Origin of the sequence: Arthrobacter sp. zg-Y1219 (genome assembly GCF_030125545.1) — a bacterium.
In the GTDB taxonomy this organism is placed as follows: Bacteria; Actinomycetota; Actinomycetes; order Actinomycetales; family Micrococcaceae; genus Arthrobacter_B.
In genome coordinates this window covers 14,621-31,780 of the sequence record NZ_JASKLY010000019.1, presented here as the reverse complement: position 1 = coordinate 31,780, position 17,160 = coordinate 14,621, and the positions used below count along the sequence as shown (strand labels likewise).

13 protein-coding genes are annotated in these 17,160 nt (G+C 65.3%); 5 read left to right on the top strand and 8 right to left on the bottom strand.

From position 1 onward, the window contains the following. Positions 1–231 precede the first annotated feature (231 nt). Together QNO00_RS14500 and QNO00_RS14495 are read left to right on the top strand one after the other, a co-directional pair. Complete coding sequence (locus QNO00_RS14500) at positions 232–2,124, top strand: phosphoenolpyruvate carboxykinase (GTP) (protein WP_229967957.1); 1,893 nt, start codon at positions 232–234, stop codon at positions 2,122–2,124. A 237-nt stretch (positions 2,125–2,361) separates the two neighbouring features. Further along, complete coding sequence (locus QNO00_RS14495; RefSeq protein WP_284025005.1) at positions 2,362–3,900, top strand: aldehyde dehydrogenase family protein; 1,539 nt, start codon at positions 2,362–2,364, stop codon at positions 3,898–3,900. A gap of 71 nt (positions 3,901–3,971) precedes the next feature. Here the strand turns inward: QNO00_RS14495 and QNO00_RS14490 are convergent, their stop codons facing one another. Together QNO00_RS14490 and QNO00_RS14485 are read right to left on the bottom strand one after the other, a co-directional pair. Then, positions 3,972–4,448 carry a hypothetical protein gene (locus QNO00_RS14490; protein ID WP_229967961.1) on the bottom strand — a complete coding sequence of 159 codons (477 nt, stop codon included), beginning with the start codon at positions 4,446–4,448 and terminating at the stop codon, positions 3,972–3,974. A 5-nt stretch (positions 4,449–4,453) separates the two neighbouring features. Beyond that, a complete protein-coding gene (locus QNO00_RS14485) occupies positions 4,454–5,860 on the bottom strand; it encodes a phosphomannomutase/phosphoglucomutase (protein ID WP_284025004.1) in 1,407 nt (468 codons plus the stop codon). A 126-nt stretch (positions 5,861–5,986) separates the two neighbouring features. Here QNO00_RS14485 and QNO00_RS14480 point away from each other — a divergent pair, with 126 nt between their 5' ends. Next, the gene (locus tag QNO00_RS14480) at positions 5,987–8,206 is read left to right on the top strand and encodes a RecQ family ATP-dependent DNA helicase (RefSeq protein WP_284025003.1); all 2,220 of its coding nucleotides are present in this window, start codon (positions 5,987–5,989) and stop codon (positions 8,204–8,206) included. On the opposite strand, the gene QNO00_RS17325 is transcribed toward QNO00_RS14480, so the two are convergent. Beyond that, entirely contained in the window at positions 8,151–9,245 is a 1,095-nt protein-coding gene (locus QNO00_RS17325; protein ID WP_349643493.1) for a FadR/GntR family transcriptional regulator, read from the bottom strand. The two genes, QNO00_RS14480 and QNO00_RS17325, sit on opposite strands and share 56 nt — an antisense overlap. Positions 9,246–9,328: 83 nt before the next feature. Further along, positions 9,329–10,153: a crotonase/enoyl-CoA hydratase family protein gene (locus tag QNO00_RS14470; protein WP_284025002.1), complete on the bottom strand. Its 825-nt coding sequence runs from the start codon at positions 10,151–10,153 to the stop codon at positions 9,329–9,331. 86 nt (positions 10,154–10,239) lie between these two features. Between QNO00_RS14470 and QNO00_RS14465 the strand changes: the two genes are divergently transcribed. Next, positions 10,240–10,995: a hypothetical protein gene (locus tag QNO00_RS14465; protein WP_284025001.1), complete on the top strand. Its 756-nt coding sequence runs from the start codon at positions 10,240–10,242 to the stop codon at positions 10,993–10,995. A gap of 52 nt (positions 10,996–11,047) precedes the next feature. Here the strand turns inward: QNO00_RS14465 and QNO00_RS14460 are convergent, their stop codons facing one another. From QNO00_RS14460 to QNO00_RS14445, 4 genes are all read right to left on the bottom strand, one after another. Continuing rightward, positions 11,048–12,070 carry an aldo/keto reductase gene (locus QNO00_RS14460; RefSeq protein ID WP_284025000.1) on the bottom strand — a complete coding sequence of 341 codons (1,023 nt, stop codon included), beginning with the start codon at positions 12,068–12,070 and terminating at the stop codon, positions 11,048–11,050. A gap of 98 nt (positions 12,071–12,168) precedes the next feature. Continuing rightward, complete coding sequence (locus QNO00_RS14455; RefSeq protein ID WP_229967972.1) at positions 12,169–13,365, bottom strand: CaiB/BaiF CoA transferase family protein; 1,197 nt, start codon at positions 13,363–13,365, stop codon at positions 12,169–12,171. Then, entirely contained in the window at positions 13,362–14,252 is an 891-nt protein-coding gene (locus tag QNO00_RS14450; protein WP_284024999.1) for an enoyl-CoA hydratase/isomerase family protein, read from the bottom strand. The genes QNO00_RS14455 and QNO00_RS14450 overlap by 4 nt, the downstream gene beginning before the upstream one ends. 33 nt (positions 14,253–14,285) lie before the next feature. Beyond that, positions 14,286–15,653, bottom strand: coding sequence for an SLC13 family permease (locus QNO00_RS14445; protein WP_229967975.1), 1,368 nt, complete (start codon positions 15,651–15,653; stop codon positions 14,286–14,288). Positions 15,654–15,938: 285 nt separating this feature from the next. Here QNO00_RS14445 and QNO00_RS14440 point away from each other — a divergent pair, with 285 nt between their 5' ends. Further along, positions 15,939–17,144: a pyridoxal-phosphate-dependent aminotransferase family protein gene (locus tag QNO00_RS14440; RefSeq protein WP_284025086.1), complete on the top strand. Its 1,206-nt coding sequence runs from the start codon at positions 15,939–15,941 to the stop codon at positions 17,142–17,144. Positions 17,145–17,160: the final 16 nt, after the last annotated feature.

Here is a 17,160-nt window from a genome sequence, read left to right as displayed (position 1 = left end):
AACTATAGCCCAGTTTCTGAGAGCCGCCTAATCCGTCAGTGTGACCTCCGACAACTAGACCGGTCTATATGACGTTCGTCACATCGACGTATGCTGGCCACCACAAGTTTGTTGAATTCTAGGCAAACATTGCATGACCGCCATTATAGGTACTACCTTTCCCGCGGGAGTCATCGGCATGCCGACAACTAGCATCAAAAACACACCACTGACCCAACGAAGGGAAGAGTCATGGGCGATGACGCGCGTCAGCTAGTTCTCGATGAGAGCGGCGATAACGTTGCTCCGAGCCATTTGGACAGCAACACACCGGGGGCTTCTGCGGAAGCACCCACCACCCACGAGGCTCTGCTGGCTTGGGTTCAGCAAGTAGCCGAGCTGACGCAGCCCGATCGCGTGTATTGGGTCGATGGGTCTGAGGCGGAAAACAAGGCCCTGACCGATGAACTGGTCGACGCCGGAACCCTGGTTCGGCTGAACCCGGAGGAGTTCCCGAACTCCTTCGCCGCGTTCTCCGACCCCAAGGACGTGGCGCGTGTCGAGGAACAGACTTTCATCTGCTCCGAGAACAAGCACGACGCTGGGTTCACCAACAACTGGATGGAACCGTCGCAGATGCGGGCCAAGCTGGACGGCCTGTTTTCCGGTTCCATGCGCGGACGCACCATGTACGTCATTCCCTTTGTCATGGGACATCTCGAAGCAGAGGATCCCAAGTTCGGCGTCGAAATCACCGACAGCGCCTACGTGGTTGCCTCCATGCGGATCATGGCGCGCATTGGCACCGACGTGCTGCGCAAGATGGAGGAGCTGGATGCGTTCTTCGTGCCCGCCCTGCACTCCGTCGGCGCTCCGCTGGCCGAGGGCGAGGCGGACGTGGCCTGGCCCTGCAGCGACGACAAGTGGATTGTGCACTTCCCCGAAGACCGTTCCATCTGGTCTTACGGTTCCGGCTACGGCGGCAACGCCCTCCTGGGCAAGAAATGCTATGCCCTGCGCATCGCGTCGATCATGGCTCGGGACGAAGGCTGGCTCGCCGAGCACATGCTCATCCTGAAGCTCACCAGTCCGGAGAAGAAGGACTACTTCGTGGCGGCGGCCTTCCCCTCCGCTTGCGGCAAGACGAACCTCGCGCTGCTGGATCCCACGATCGAGGGCTGGAAGGTCGAGACCCTCGGCGATGACATCACCTGGATGCGCTTTGGGCACGACGGCGAGCTGCGCGCCACCAATCCGGAGGCCGGCCTGTTCGGCGTCGCTCCCGGTACCGGCTGGAGCACCAACCCCAACGCCATGCGCGCCATCGCCAAGGGCAACTCCATCTTCACCAACGTTGCGCTGACCGACACCGGCGGCGTCTGGTGGGAGGGCATGACGGACGAGGCTCCGGCACACCTGACCGACTGGCTGGGCAACGAATGGACGCCGGAGGCCGGCCATCCCGCCGCCCATCCGAACTCCCGCTTCTGCACGCCGATCGACCAGATCGACATGCTCGCCGAGGAATACCATTCCCCGAACGGCGTGCCGGTGTCGGCCATCCTCTTCGGCGGCCGCCGCAAGACCACGGTCCCGCTGGTGACCCAGTCCCGCGACTGGACCAACGGCATCTTCATGGGCTCCACCCTGTCCTCCGAAACCACTGCGGCCGCCGCAGGCCAGGTGGGCGTGGTCCGCCGCGATCCGATGGCCATGCTGCCGTTCATGGGTTACGACGCCGGAGACTACCTGCGCCACTGGATCACCCTCAGCGGCAAGGCCAACCAGGAAACCCTGCCCAAGATCTTCCTGGTCAACTGGTTCCGCCGCACGGCCGACGGCGGGTTCGCCTGGCCCGGCTTCGGCGACAACTCACGGGTGCTCAAGTGGGTTATCGAGCGGATCGAAGGAACCGCCGACGCGGTGGAAACTCCGATCGGCTTTGTGCCCACCGGAGAATCCCTGGACCTCACCGGCCTGGACATGACTCCGGCCGACGTCGAGGCCGCCGTGCGCGTGGACCCCGAGGAATGGAAGAAGGAGCTCGCAGGGATCGAGGAGTGGTACTCCCGTTTCGGCGAGTCACTGCCCGAGGATCTCGTCGCTGAGTTGCAGACCCTCAAGGAGCGTTTCGCTTCGGCGTAGCCTTCCCTGAGCCCTCGCCGGCTCAGTCTTGATCCGATGGCCCCGTCCCCTTTGCGGACGGGGCCATCGGCGTTTCCGGCGCCGGACGGTTCAGGCCGGACGGTTCAGAAGGGGATGGGGTGACGGGGCGACGGGTTGAACGGGTCAAAGTTCCGGGAGATGCCTCCGCGGCCGGCCGCCCGGGAGTAGCATTTTCCTTGCCCAGCCGTGCTTCATTTTCAGGCCAGGAGTGGTCCCATGAGCAGCAGCGTGCAGACCGGCAGCGCCCCGCCCCGATCCTCCCTTCCCGCGCCGGCAGGCGGTACCGGAGCCGACGGACCCACGGGCGTTGCTTTCGCCGTCGCCCGTGCCGCTGAAGCCGCCCGGTGGTGGCAGGAGCAGGGGTTCCGCGGCAGGAAAAAGCTGCTGCGGACGTGGAAGCAGGTTATCGCCGACGACGCCGATGAGCTCGCGGCGGTGATGGCCGCCGAAACCGGCAAGCCGGAGGGCGACGCATTGCTGGAAATTCTGCTCGCCCTGGGCCACCTGGAGTGGGCCGCCAAACATGCGGAAAAGGTGCTGCGCCGACGCAAAGTACCGTCCGGCCCCGCGGCGCTGAACCAGAAGGCCACCCTCGGCTACGAACCGTACGGAGTGGTGGGCGTGATCGGGCCGTGGAACTATCCGGTGTACACCCCGATGGGGTCCGTCTCCTTTGCCCTGGCGGCAGGAAACGCGGTGGTCCTCAAGCCCAGCGACCTGACGCCCGGCACCGCCCTGTGGATCGGACGCAAATGGGAACAGATCAGCGGCGGGCACCCGGTTTTCCAGGTGGTGACCGGAGGAGCGGACACCGGCGCAGCCCTGGTCCGCTCTGGATGCGGCAAGATCGCCTTCACCGGGTCCACCGAAACCGCCAAAAAGGTGATGGCCGCCTGCGCTGAATCGCTTACGCCGATGGTGGCCGAATGCGGGGGCAAGGACGCCATGCTCGTAGCGGCCGACGCCGACCTGCCGGCGGCTGCCGCCGCCGCGGTGTTCGGTGGCATGGTGAACGCCGGGCAGACCTGTGCCGGCGTGGAACGGGTGTACGTGGACCGGGCCGTGTACGAGCCGTTCCTGTCGCTGATGGTGGAGGAGGGCCGGGCCCTGGTGGCCGGAACGGAAAACGGAGCCGACTACGGGCCGCTGACCCTCCCGGGCCAGGTGAACGTGGTGGCGGCGCATATCGACGCCGCCCTCGCCGCGGGCGGCCGGGCGGCGCTGGGCGGGCCCGGCTCCGTCCGGGAGGGCAGGAGGATTGACGCCGTGGTGCTCACCGACGTCCCCGAGAACAACGAGGCGGTGCAGCGCGAGACCTTCGGACCCGTCGTCGTCGTGAATCCGGTGGACTCCATGGAGGAGGCAGTGGACCGCGCCAACGGAACCGGTTACGGACTGGGTGCCTCAGTCTTCAGCGGAAGCAGGGCGAATGCCCGGGAGCTGGCGGAGCGGCTTGAAGCCGGTGTGGTGACAGTGAATTCGGTATTGGGCTTCGCGGCCGTCGGTGCGTTGCCCTTTGGCGGCGTCAAGGATTCCGGTTTCGGGCGGACCCACGGTGCGGATGGCCTGCGCGAGTTCAGCTCGCCCAAGGCCATGACCGAGCAGCGTTTCGCACCGCCGCTGGACCTGCTGCGGATGCGCCGGTCCGAACGGGATATGAGGCTGGCCCGCGCCGCGCTGGGGATTCTGCACGGAACCGGGCAGGAGCGCCGGTCCGTGGTTCGCCGGTCCTTCGGCCGGCAAAAGGCCGGCTGACAGCGAAAGGCCGGCGGCACCATGCAACTGCACGGCGCCGCCGGCCCGGCGGCTCAGGCGAAAGCTGAGGCTTAGGCCTCGTCGGTGCCTGCTGCGGTTTCTTCGGTGCCCCAGATGAGCTGGTCGCCCGACTCCCACTGCGGTTCGCCGAACGTCCACTCGCCGTCGACCTCGGAGTACGTCTGGATCGCGGAGATGCAGACACCCTCGGAGTGCTCAGCCACCACGTGGATGGCATCCGTGGCTTCATCCGGCAGGTGGATGTCGGAGAAGACGGCGGCGGCGCGGTTGTCGCCCTTCTGCTCGGTCAGCACCTGGTAGATGTCATCGATCATGGCATCGGCGTCGAGGTCTTCGTCGCTTTCCTCGGGAGCCACGGCAATCATCCGCAGCTCGCCGTCGTTCTGGACAACCAGTGCGGCGGGCAGGAAGGCGCCCTGCGCCTCCAGCTGCTCCTGAGCCACGCCCAGAGCGGTGCCCAGCAGGGAATTCAGGTCCTCCTGGACCTGGGCGGAGGGCTCTTCGCCGTTCAGTTCAACATCAGCCATTGGGTTTAGTTCCTAACTAGTTCAAGTACGCGGTCACGGACCCGCACCATGGTGGGGAGGTCTTCGGCTTCGGCGTTCAGCCGAAGGAAGGGTTCGGTGTTCGACGCGCGGAGGTTGAACCACCACTGTCCGTCATCTGAGGTGAAAGTCAATCCGTCGAGGGTGTCCACGGTGACGCCGTCGCGCTCAAATTCGCTGCGGACGCGGGCAACCGCCGCCGGAACGTCGGAGAGCTCGGAGTTGATCTCGCCGGAGGAAAAATACGGCTCGTATTCACGGGCCAGGTCCGAGAGCGGCAGGGTCTGCTCACCCAGCGCGGCGAGGACATGCATGGCCGCCAGCATGCCGGTGTCGGCGTTGTAGAAGTCGCGGAAGTAGTAGTGGGCGGAGTGCTCACCGCCGAAGACGGCGCCTTCCTCGGCCATCAGGGCCTTGATGAAGGAATGGCCCACGCGGGTGCGGACGGCACGGCCGCCGTCGGCTTCCACCAGCTCGGGAACCGCACGGGAGGTGATGAGGTTGTGGATGATCACCGGCGTCGTCTCGCCGGCTGCCTTGGCGCGGGCGATCTCGCGGCGGGCCACGAGCGCGGTGACGGCCGAGGGGCTGACCGGGTCGCCCTTTTCGTCGATCACGAAGCAGCGGTCTGCATCGCCGTCGAAGGCCAGGCCCAGGTCAGCGCCGTGCTCGACGACGGCGGCCTGCAGGTCCCTCAGGTTCTCCGGCTCCAGCGGGTTGGCCGGATGGTTCGGGAAGGATCCGTCCAGCTCGAAGTAGAGGTCGATGATCTCCAGCGGAAGCGCCGGCAGCAGGCTGTCGCCAATGACGGCGGGGGTGGTCAGGCCTGCCATGCCGTTGCCGGCATCGACAACCACCTTCAGCGGGCGGATGTCCGTCAGGTCCACCAGGCTGCGCAGGTACTCGGAGTAGTCCCGCAGGATGTCGCGGACACTGATCCGGCCGGGGTTCTCGACGGCGGGAATGGTGCCGGCGTTCAGGTACTGCTCGGCCAGGGCCTGGATCTCACGCAGTCCGGTCTCGGACGAGATCGGCACGGCTCCTGCCTTGGCCATCTTGATGCCGTTGTACTGCGCCGGATTGTGGCTGGCAGTGAAGGTGGCGCCGGCCGCATCCAGGGCACCGCAGGCGTAGTAGAGCTCATCGGTGGAGATGAGGTCCAGCAGCAGCACATGGGCGCCGCGCATGGTGGCGCCGGCAGCGAAGTCCTTGATGAACTCGGGGGAGGACGGACGCATGTCTCCGCCCACCAGAACCGTCTGGCCGGAGAGGTCAAGCACGTCCACAAAAGCGGCACCGACGGCCTTGACTATCTGCGGAGTGATGGTCTCGCCTACGACGCCGCGGACATCGTAGGCCTTAAAGGACGCGGAAAGATCGAATGCACTAGTCACCCGGACAGTCTATAGGCCAGCGTTCCATCTTCCGGTGCTTGTCCACAGGGGCTGGACACAGCTTCCGGTATCCACGCCGGTTTCCGGCTGGAGGAAATCGTCAGCCCCGGCTGGAATAGTGGAGGTATGGAATTCCAGCAAGAAACCCAAAACCCAGACCCGCAGAACGGTTCGAACGCCGAGCGGGATGCCGCGCCGCAGAATGCCGCCGGCATCGTCGGGGAAGGCTCCGCAGCCGCCGATCCGGCGCTTCGGACCGAAGCCACCCGCCTGCTCCGGGCCCTGGTCGGCAACGACACCGCTGAGTTCCATGAGGGCCAGTACGAGGCCATTGAGGCGCTTGTCGCCGGCGGACGGAGGGCCCTGGTGGTCCAGCGCACCGGGTGGGGCAAGTCCGCGGTGTATTTCGTGGCGAGCCTGCTGCTGCGTGCCCGGGGGGCGGGACCGACGCTGATCGTGTCCCCGCTGCTGGCGCTCATGCGCGACCAGGTCTCGGCAGCCGCCCGCGCCGGTGTCCGGGCCGTGGCCATCAACTCCGCCAACCAGCTGGAATGGCAGGATATCTCCGCCAAGCTGCAGGCGGACGAGGTGGACGTGCTGCTGGTGTCACCGGAGCGCCTGAACAACCCGGGTTTCCGGGAGACCCATCTGCCCGAGCTGATCCGCCGCTCCGGGCTGCTGGTGATCGATGAAGCGCACTGCATTTCGGACTGGGGCCATGACTTCCGGCCGGACTACCGGCGCATCCGCAGCCTGATCGAGCAGCTGCCGGCCTCGGTGCCGGTGCTGGCCACCACCGCAACGGCCAACTCCCGGGTCGTGAAGGACGTGGAGGAGCAGCTGGCTTCCGGCGGTGAGGACGTCTTCACCATCCGCGGGGCGCTGGCCCGCCGGTCCCTGCGCCTGGGAGTGCTGCGGCTGCCCACCCCGAAAGCGCGGCTGGGCTGGCTCCTGACCCACATCGACGAACTGCCGGGCTCGGGCATCATCTATGCCCTCACGGTGTCCGCGGCCGAGGACACCGCCCGGCTGCTGCAGAAGGCCGGCCATCCCGTCGTCGCGTACACCGGACGCACGGACCCGGCCGACCGGGAGCAGGCCGAAGCGGCGCTGAAGAACAACGAGGTCAAGGCGCTGGTGGCCACCAGCGCGCTAGGCATGGGCTTCGACAAGCCGGACCTGGGGTTCGTTGTCCATCTGGGCGCACCTTCTTCCCCCGTGGCGTACTACCAGCAGGTGGGCCGCGCCGGGCGTGGTACCCCCAGCGCCGACGTCTTGCTGCTGCCGGGGACGGAGGACAAGGATATCTGGGAGTACTTCGCCACCTCCTCCATGCCGGCGGAGGGGCCGGCCAACGCCGTGCTGACGGAGCTGGCCTCGGGTGCCGTGATGTCCACCGGAGCTCTGGAAACGCGGGTCAACTTGAAACGCTCGCCGCTGGAGCTGCTGTTGAAGGTCCTGGCGGTGGACGGCGCGGTGGAGCGGGTGTCCGGCGGCTGGCGCGGCACCGGACAGCCCTGGAGTTATGACCGGGAGCGGTACGAGCGGATTTCCGCGGCGCGCGTGAAGGAACAGCAGGCCATGCTGGATTACGAAAGCACCACTGGCTGCCGCATGGAATTCCTGTCCGTCCAGCTCGACGATCCGGCCGCGGCCCCGTGCGGACGCTGCGACAATTGCGCCGGCCGCTGGTTCTCCGGCGAGGTGGCCGACGAAGCCACCGATCACGCCGATCAGGCCCTGAGCCGGGTGGGCGTGGATGTGGACCCGCGCGGCATGTATCCCTCCGGCATGGACCGTCTGGGGGTGCCGGTAAAGGGAAAGATCAAGCCGGACCTGGCGCTGTCCACCGGACGGGCGCTGGCCCGCCTGACCGACTTGGGATGGGGCGGACGGCTGCGCGAGATTTTCGCTCCGGAGGCCGGGGACACCGTGGCGGATGAAGCCCTGTTGAAGGGCTGCGTGCAGGTGTTGGCGCAGTGGGGCTGGGAGGAGCGGCCGGTGGCCGTTGTCAGCATTCCGTCGCGGTCGCGTCCGCAGCTGGTCGGTTCCCTGGCACACGGCATCTCCAGCCTGGGCCGCATCCCGTATCTGGGTGCCCTGCAGCTCCCGCACGGCGGTCCCACCGGCGGGTCAGGCGGCAACAGCGCCTTCCGGTTGGCTTCCGTCTGGGACCAGTTTGCCGTTCCCGAAGAAGGAGCGGCCTGGTTTGCGGCCAATCCCGGACCTGTCCTGCTGGTGGACGACTTTGCTGACAGCCGCTGGACCCTGACCGAAGCCGGCCGGGTACTCAGGCAGGCCGGCGCGGCTTCCGTGCTGCCTTTTGTGCTGGCGCTGAAGGCATAGCGAACAGCTCGTACAACGCCGGCTCGGGCGCGATCCGCGCAATCTGGGGAATGGGAGTGGGAGTGGGAGTGGGCCGGTTTGTCTGCGGCGGAACGGCCGCTTCCTCCCGGGGTTCGGGCATCCCGGAAGGAAGCGGTGCCGCTGCCTGCGTCCGAACCTTGGTGCGCACCGGAGCGGGCGCGCGAGCCGGCTTCGCCGGGGCCGGGGCCGGAACATTAACCGCCGGGGCCGGAATATTAACCGCCGGGGCCGGAACATTAACCGGGGCAGCGACTGCTGCCGGCTCCGGCGGCACCGGTACTGCTGCGACTGCTGCGCCTGCTGCCGGTTCCGGGCGGAACGCGGGAGTCTGGACCGCCCTGGTTTCTTCCGGCTGCCGGCGCAGCCACCGCTCGGTGGCCGCCACATGGACGGTCATGAGGGAACGGGCCAGCTCGGCGTCGCCCAGTGTCAGCGCCTCGAGAATGGCGGCATGCTCGCCGAGGACAGCGGACACCGCGCCGGCTTCGATAATCCGCTGCCAGGCCCGCAGCCGCAGCGCGCTGCCGGTCAGCGAATCCAGCAGCCCCGCCAGATAGGGGTTGCCCGAGGCGCGGGCAATCCGGGAATGGAACGTGAAGTCGTGGGCAGCCAGCTGGGCAGCGGTTGCCTGCGGTGGCACCGAATCCAGGCAGGTCCGCAGCGCTGCAAGCCCCCGGGCATCAATCCGAGCGGCGGCGTGGGCCGCGGCACCGGGTTCGAGGATGCGCCGAACCTCCAGAAGTTCCGGCGCGGAGGTTTCCTGATGGATCTCCACCATGAAGCCCATGGTTTCGGTCAGTAGACCGGGTTCCAGGCTGGTGACGTAGGTGCCGTCACCGCGCCGGACATCGAGGACGCGGATCAGCTCAAGCGCTTTGACCGCCTCCCGCAGCGAGCTTCGGGACAGGCCCAGCTGGTCGCTCAGCTCGTTCTCCGGAGGAAGCCGGTCACCAGCCTTGAGCCGCCCACTGATGAGCATTTCCTTGATCTTGGTAATCGCTTCATCGGTAACAGCCACCCGACTATCTTAAGCGCCCGCGGCGGCAGGCTCAGACGGCAGGCTCAGACAGCCGGAGGGCAGGCCTCCGCCGCGCAGGAACCTCAGTTGCCGGTAAAGACGGGCGGGCGGCGTTCGGCGAATGCGGTGGCTGCTTCATTGAAGTCACGGCTGGCCAGGAACGCCGAATTCCACAGCTGGACATAGTCCAGGCCCGATTGGACTGCGGCTTCCGGGCCGTGGTTCATGACGTGCTTAACGCCCTGGACCACGAGCGGAGGATTCGCGGCAACCACGGCGGCCAGCTCGCGTCCCCGGCCGACGACGTCGTCCGCCACTTCCGTGACCAGACCCAGCTGATGGGCGCGGTCGGCGCCGAAGTCCTCACCGGTCAGGGCGAGGTGTCGGGCGGGACCTTCGCCGATGATGCCGGGCAGGCGCTGGAGAGAGCCCAAATCAGCAACAATGGCGACCCTCACCTCGCGCACGCTGAACACGGCAGACGGGGAGGCGATACGGATGTCCGCGGCAGCGATGACATCGATGGCGCCCCCGATGCACCACCCGTCCACCGCCGCGATGACCGGCTTGGCGCACCGGGCCAGCGAGCTGACGGAATCCTGCAGGTCCCTGATCCGGCGCCGGAATCCTTCGCGCAGGCGGGCATCCATGCCATCGGCGGCCAGCATCGGAGCAAAGACCGGTGCCATCGCCGGCAGATCCAGCCCGTAGCTGAAGTTCCCACCCGAGCCGTAGAGCAGGATGGCACGCACGGTGTCGTCCTCGCTGAGGGCACCAAAAACGTCGGGGAGCTCCTTCCAAAAATCCGGCCCCATGGCGTTGCCCTTCGAGGGGCCGATGAGCTCGACCTCCGCAATGCCTTCGGCAACATGCACGCGCAGTGAACGCAGGGGAGTGGTGGGGCTCATGGCATCTCCGTCGATCGGCGGTCGGTTCGCAGGTCAATATACCGGCCTGAAGGTTCCGGTGCCGTGGGCGAAGCTAGGATCGTTGTATGGAGTTTCTGGTGATTGTTCTGTTTGTCGTGGCCATTGTTGTGGTGAATTTCGTGGTGAGTCGTGCCCAGCGCCGGAAAAAGCAGGTTCACGGAGACGGGCCGGACGCGGACGGGGCAGAGCAGGAGCAGCCGCGCACCGCGAAGCAGTTCAAGCCTCCCCGCAAAGCAACCGGAGCCAAGGCCGCATCGGCCGGCCCCCGGACCTCCGCGGAGGCGGCGCGGGAAGCCAACGCCCGGCTCGACGCCGCCCAGCACCAGCAGGTGTACGCCGCCATCGCGCAGGGCCGCCCCATACAGGCCGTAAAACTCTATGCGCAGTTCACCGGAGTCGGTGTTCGGGCCGCGGGTGCTGCCGTGGAAAACCTGGCCACGCATCCCCAGCCGTTCCAACCTCCGCGTCCGGCAGCTCCGGTCCAGGAAGCACCGTCAGCACCGGGCGCACCGTCAGCACCGGGCGAGCAGGGGAAAACGGCTGCCGCTCCCGGCAGTGATGTCGATGCGCCGGACACCTCCCGTCCTGCGGACCCCGGCGCGGGCCGGGACAGCGCCCATCCGGAAGGCTCCGCCGGCTCGGACCCCGACAGCTCCTCGGCACCGACAAATACCCCGACACCGAAAAGTACCCCGGCACCGAAAAGTACCCCGGCACCGGCCGGGAAGCCCCAAGGCGGGCCGGCAGACAAGACGCCCTCCACACCCGAAGAAGATGACATCAGCAAGTGGGTCAAGGACCTGCGGCCGGAAGACTTCTAACGCCTGCCCCGCGCCGTCACTGAGTCATTCCATCTGAGTCATTCCACCTGGGTCAGTCCAGTTCCCGCGCCCGTTGGTTGCGCCCGTCTGCTCCGTACGGGTAGTTTCCGACCGCGGGTCGGCTGAGATCGGTGAGCCGCTGCAGCTCGCCGGCTGAGAGCTGCAGCGCGGCGGCACCCAGATTATCGGTGAGCTGCTCGACACTGCGCGCTCCCAGGATCACCGAGGTCACCCCCGGTTGCGCGGCGAGCCAGGCGAGGGAAACCTGCGCCGAACTGGCGCTGTGGGCGGAGGCGATGGTTTTGACCGCGTCAAGGATCTGCCAGGTCCGGTCGTTGTTGCTGCGTAGATCCCAGCCCTGGAACTGCCGGGTTGGGTTGTCTCCGACGCGGGTCTTGCCGGCGGGGACCGTTTCGCGGCGGTACTTTCCGGTGAGCCAGCCGCCGGCCAGCGGTGACCAGGGCAGCAGGCCCAGTCCGGCGTCGACCGCTGCCGGCACCACTTCGGACTCGATTTCGCGTTCCAGCAGGTTGTACTGCGGCTGCAGCGTGACCGGTTCGTTCCAGCCGTGCGCCCGCGCGGTGTACACGGCCTTCGTCAGCTGCCAGCCGGTGAAGTTGGAGAGTCCGTAGTAACTGATTTTTCCGGCGGTAACGGCGTCCTGCAGGAAACCGAGGCTTTCCGCCAGCGGGGTCAGCGGATCCCAGGAGTGCAGCTGGTACAGGTCGATGTGGTCCACTCCCAGCCGTTTGAGCGAGGCGTCCAGCGCCTGGCGCAGGTGCCGGCGCGAGGTGCCCAGGTCATTGGGCCCGGCCCCCATCGGAAACCGGCCCTTGGTGGCGAGCACAACGTTCCGCGCCGCCTCAGGCCGGGCCGAGAGCCAGTGGCCGATGATCTCCTCGGAAGCGCCGGTGGTGTAGACGTCGGCGGTGTCGATGAAGTTTCCGCCGGCTTCCACATACGTGTTCAACAGGTTGTGGGACACCCGCTGGTCGGATTCGTTGCCAAAGGTCATGGTGCCGAGGGCGTAGCTGCTGACGACGGTGCCGCTGCGGCCCAGGAGGCGCATTTCCATGGAGAGTCCTTTGACTGGCAGGTGACGGGCAGGTGACTGGCAGAGCTTCACGACCGGGGTTGCCATACTATCCGCGGCCGGACTCCCTGTCCGCAGCCTCACCCGTTGGATTGAAGGATGACCCCCATTCTTGCGTACTCAGCAATCTCTTGGGCGGTGTAGCCGTACTGGGACAAGATTTCACCGGTGTGTTCCCCAAGCACAGGCGGCGCGGAGATCAGCCACTCGTCATCTCCGGTATCTGCCGGCCGCCCCAGCACCCGCATCTCACCCAACGTGAGGTGGTTGACCGTTCCGGTGAGTTCCAGTTCGGCCGCCAGCGGATGGCGAAAGACTTCGTCGACACCCAACACCGGTCCGCAGGGAACACCGGCGTCATTTATCGCTTTGATCCAGGTGGCCGAATCGTCGAGGGCGAGTTGCTCCTCCATCAGTCCCCGCAATACGACCCGATGCGCCAAGCGGAGCTCGTTCGTGCCGAACCTGGGGTCTTTCACCAGATGCCCCAGGTCCAGTGCATCGGCGAGCTTCTCCCACATTCGCTGGTTGCCCGACGCAATGGTGACGTATCCGTCCCCGGTCTTGAAGGTGCCCTGAGGAAAAATCAGCGGGTGGTCATTCCCTTCCCTGGACGCGACCATTCCCAGACTGAGGAACTTCTGGGCCTGGTACGTCATCAGGAAGGTCATGGACTGCATCAGGGAGGTGGAAACCATTCCCCCGGAGCCGGTCTTGTCCCGTTCGAGGAGCTTGGCCAGAACGGCGAACCCTGCGATCAGTCCGGTACTGGTATCCGCTACGGGAATGCCAGCCCTCAGCGGCCCGGTGGCATCGGTGCCGGTAACGCTCATGAAACCGCTCATTCCCTGGGCGTTCTGATCAAAACCGGCCATGGAGGACCCTGCGGGCCCGCTGCCAAATCCACTGATGGAGCAGTAAACCAAACGCGGGTTTGTTGTGGAAAGGGCCTCGAAGGAAAGGCCCATCCGTGCCATGGTTCCCGGTTTAAAGTTTTCGATGACGACGTCGCAGGTCGCCGCGATCCTTTTCACCGCTGCCAGTCCTTCAGCAGACCGGAGGTCCACGGCGAGGGACCGCTTGTTGCGGTTGGCGGACATGAAGTAGACGCTCTCTCCGCCATCGACAAACGGGCCGGACTGCCGCGAAGGGTCGCCGTCCGGCAGCGCCTCGACCTTGATGACTTCAGCCCCCTGGTCGGCAAGCATCATGCTGGCAGTCGGACCGGCAATGTAGCGCGAAAGATCGAGGACAACCAATCCCTCGAGGGGCCTCATTTCACTGAATCCGCGCTGTGGACAACGTCGCCGAAAGCCGGAGGCCGTTTGCCGAGAAAAGCGGCAACGCCCTCCCTGAGATCGGCACCGTCGTAGGCCCGCAGCATGAGGTCCTGCACTCTTTCCGCCGCCAGGTCGTTGACCTCCCCAGCCAAATCGGTGACCACCTTCGCCGCTGTCATGGTGGTCGCGGAGGAAGACGTTATCGCAGCCACGAGTGTGGAAATACTCGCTGTGAGTTCCCCGGCCGGCACCACTTTGTCGACCAAACCCATCCTCAAGGCCTCCTCCGCGGAAAGCAGCTCTCCGCTGAAAAGAAGGCGCTTGAGTCCGTTCACGCCGATATGGCGGACCAACAGCCGTGACTCCGTCAGCCCGAGGATGACGCCGAGCCTGCCCACAGGGATTCCAATGGACAGGTTGTCGGCGGCGATCCGAAGGTCGCAGGCCGAGGCCAACTCGCAGCCGCCGCCCACCGCGAAGCCGTGAAGCATGGCCAGTGTGGGAATCTCGGTGCCTGCTATGACACGCAGGGTCCGGGAGAGCTGGGCGTTGTAGGAGGCTGCCTGCGCGGCGGTGGACCGGACCGCCGGGAACTCGCTGATGTCGGCCCCGGCGGCAAAGGCCGCGGTGCCCGCGCCTCGCAGCACGATGGCTCGCAGCCGGGGATTTGCGGACAGACTGGTGAACACCTCTTCGAGCTCCCGCCACATCCCAAGAGAGAGCGCATTGCGTGAGCGGCCGCTCGTGATGGCCACCACGGCCACCTCTTCCTCGGTTCGGCATAAGATTCCAGCCGGCACATTGCCGTCGGGCGAATCGAAGGACGATAGCAGGTTGTCGATCAAAGGAGATCCTGACTCTTCAAGGTTGGGTGTTCGCGGCATTGGTGGATATTCGACTGACGGCTGCAGCCACGCCTAGCTCCACCCGGGAACGATGAAGATCAGCCAGGTGGCAATCGGCGCGACCACCACCATGGAAAAGCCCCAGACCATGAGTTGACGGAAGACGGCGTCGCGCTGCGCCTCCGGCGAGTTGGCCACTACCAGGGCGCCGGATGTCGAAAACGGGCTGGAGTCGACCACCGAGGAGGAGATGGACAAAGCGATGATCATCCCGACGGCACCGACATCACCGGTGAGAAGGAACGGAACGGCAAGCGGGATAAGCGCGCCGAGTATTCCTGTCGTCGAGGCGAAGGCCGATACGACGGCACCGATGAAGCAGATCAGGATGGCTGCGAACAGCGGTGTGCCGATGTTCGCGACACCGTTGCCGAGCCAGTCGATGGTTCCGATTCGCTCCATCAGCGCCACATAGGTGACGATCCCACAGAGCAGCAGGACGGTGGGCCAGGCGATGGCGCTCACGGCACCTTTGTTGCTTTCAGGGGAAAGCAGCGACAGGACGACTGCGATCGTGACTGCGGTGAAACCGACGTCGAATCCGAAACCGAGGACAGCAACGGCCAGTGTCCCTATGCCAAGGAGCGTGAAGACCTTATGCCGGTCCAACTGCACGTCTGTCACAAGGGCTTCCCCGGTGGAGGGCGTCATGGTCTGGACGGTCGCATTGGCGGCTCGGGTGGTTCTGGAGCCTTTGCCTGCCGGGCGGGGCCCGTCCCCTTCGTCTGCGGTTCCTCCGGCCGCCCGCGCAGTTCCGTCACCAAGGTCCCGCTGCCCCAAGAGGCTGCGTCCGCCAAACATGAAGAAGACAACTATGCCGAGCGCGACGTTGAAGAGCAGCGAGGACAGGAACAGAAGCGCCGGGTTCCCGGGCAGATCGCTCCGGACGACCACTCCGTTGACAATGCTGCCGAAGACGCTGATCGGTGAGAACCCGCCCGCACTCGCGCCGTTGATAACCATCAGGCCCATAAGGATGGGACGGATGTTGTAGCGGACAGCGAAGCCCATCGCGACGGGGGCGATAATTGCTACGGCGGCAGGGACCACGGCGCCAACGGACGTTATCAGGGCGGTAATAATGAACATTACCCATGGAATCAGCGCGATTCGTCCGCCCACCATCTTTACGGATTTGACCACAACCCAGTCGATGGTGCCGTTCGCCTTTGCCAGCGCAAAAAGATAGGTAACGCCGACAAGAATTACGAAGAGATCTGCCGGGAAACCCAGCAGGACGGTGTCAACGTCCTCACCGATGACCATGGTTCCCATGATGAATGCTGCAACCAGCGCCAAGGCACCCATGTGAACGGGGCGGACGGTTGCGATCAAGAATAAGGCGGCCAGCACCAGGATCGATAAGAGTTCAATACTCATTTCGGTCTCCCACATCTTTGAGGGTCGTATGATCCGTGAGCCGGTACAGATCGGCCCCGCCGTCCAACGGGCGGAACTCTTTTCCGTGATCGGAGATGCATACCGTTGGGGGAGATTATGTTGCGCAGAAGAACACCCGTCAACCTCCTTTTGGTAACTCCGAAAAGTTGGGCAGCACTGCTTCGCGCGGGGCTGAAAGCAGTGCTGGACGGGCCTGCACACCGGTGCTAGCGTTCCGTGCGGTAATGGAATTCCATTTCGCAGCTTTGTGCCGACGCTGTGCTGATGCCCCCTCTGGGAGGACGAAATATGGGAATGTCTCGAGCAGCAACCACAAGCGGACGCCACTATTTACAGATTCCCGGACCGACGAACTGCCCGGACGAAGTCCTCAGGGCCATCGCCGCTCCAACCATCGACCACAGGGGGCCTGAGTTTCAAGAACTTGGGCACCACATTCTCCAAGCCATCCGCCCGGTCTTTGGCACCAGCGGCCCCGTCATCATCTATCCGGCTTCCGGCACCGGGGCCTGGGAAGCTGCGCTCGTAAACACGTTGAGCCCGGGAGACCGGGTGCTCTGTTTCGAAACCGGGCACTTCTCCGCTCTTTGGATGAAGATGGCAGAGGATCTCGGGCTGCAAGTCGACATGGTGCCGGGTGACTGGAGGCATGGCATTGACCCAGCCGTGGTTGAGGAAAAGCTGTCCGCTGACTCCGGTCAGGAAATCAAAGCTGTTTGCTGCGTTCACAACGAGACTTCCACCGGAGTCACCAGCCGCATCAGTGAAATTCGCGAGGCGATGAACGCTGCGTCGCATCCCGCGCTGTTGCTTGTGGACACCATTTCCTCATTGGGTGCGATTGAGTACCACCACGACAAATGGGGGGTTGACGTAACGGTTTCCGGTTCCCAGAAAGGGCTGATGCTGCCCCCCGGACTCAGCTTCAACGCGGTCAGTGAAAAGGCCCTGGCAGCTTCGGAAAAAGCGCGGCTGCCCAAATCCTTCTGGGACTGGCGTCCCATCCTCGCTGCCAACAAAAACGGCTTCTGGCCGTATACGCCGTCGACGAACCTGCTTTACGGGCTCAAAGTGGCACTTCGGATGCTGGAGGAAGAGGGCTTGGAGAATGTTTTTGCCCGCCACCAGCGCCACGCCCGTGCGACCCGGGCCGCAGTCGAGGCGTGGGGACTGGAGGTCCTGTGCCAAGATCCGCGGGAGTATTCAGGATCTCTGACAGCAGTGCTGATGCCGGAGGCCTTCAACGCGGACGATGTCCGCGCCACGATACTGGAGCGGTTCGATATGTCCCTCGGAGCCGGGCTGTCAAAGCTCGCTGGAAGGGTTTTCCGGATTGGGCATCTGGGTGCCTTTGAGGATCTGACACTGGTGGGAACACTGGGCGGAGTGCAGATGGGCCTGAATCTCAGCGGAGTTCCGATCAAACAGGACGGGCTGGAGGCAGCGATGGCCGTGCTGGAGAAGGGCTAGCGGCGCAGGGAACGGG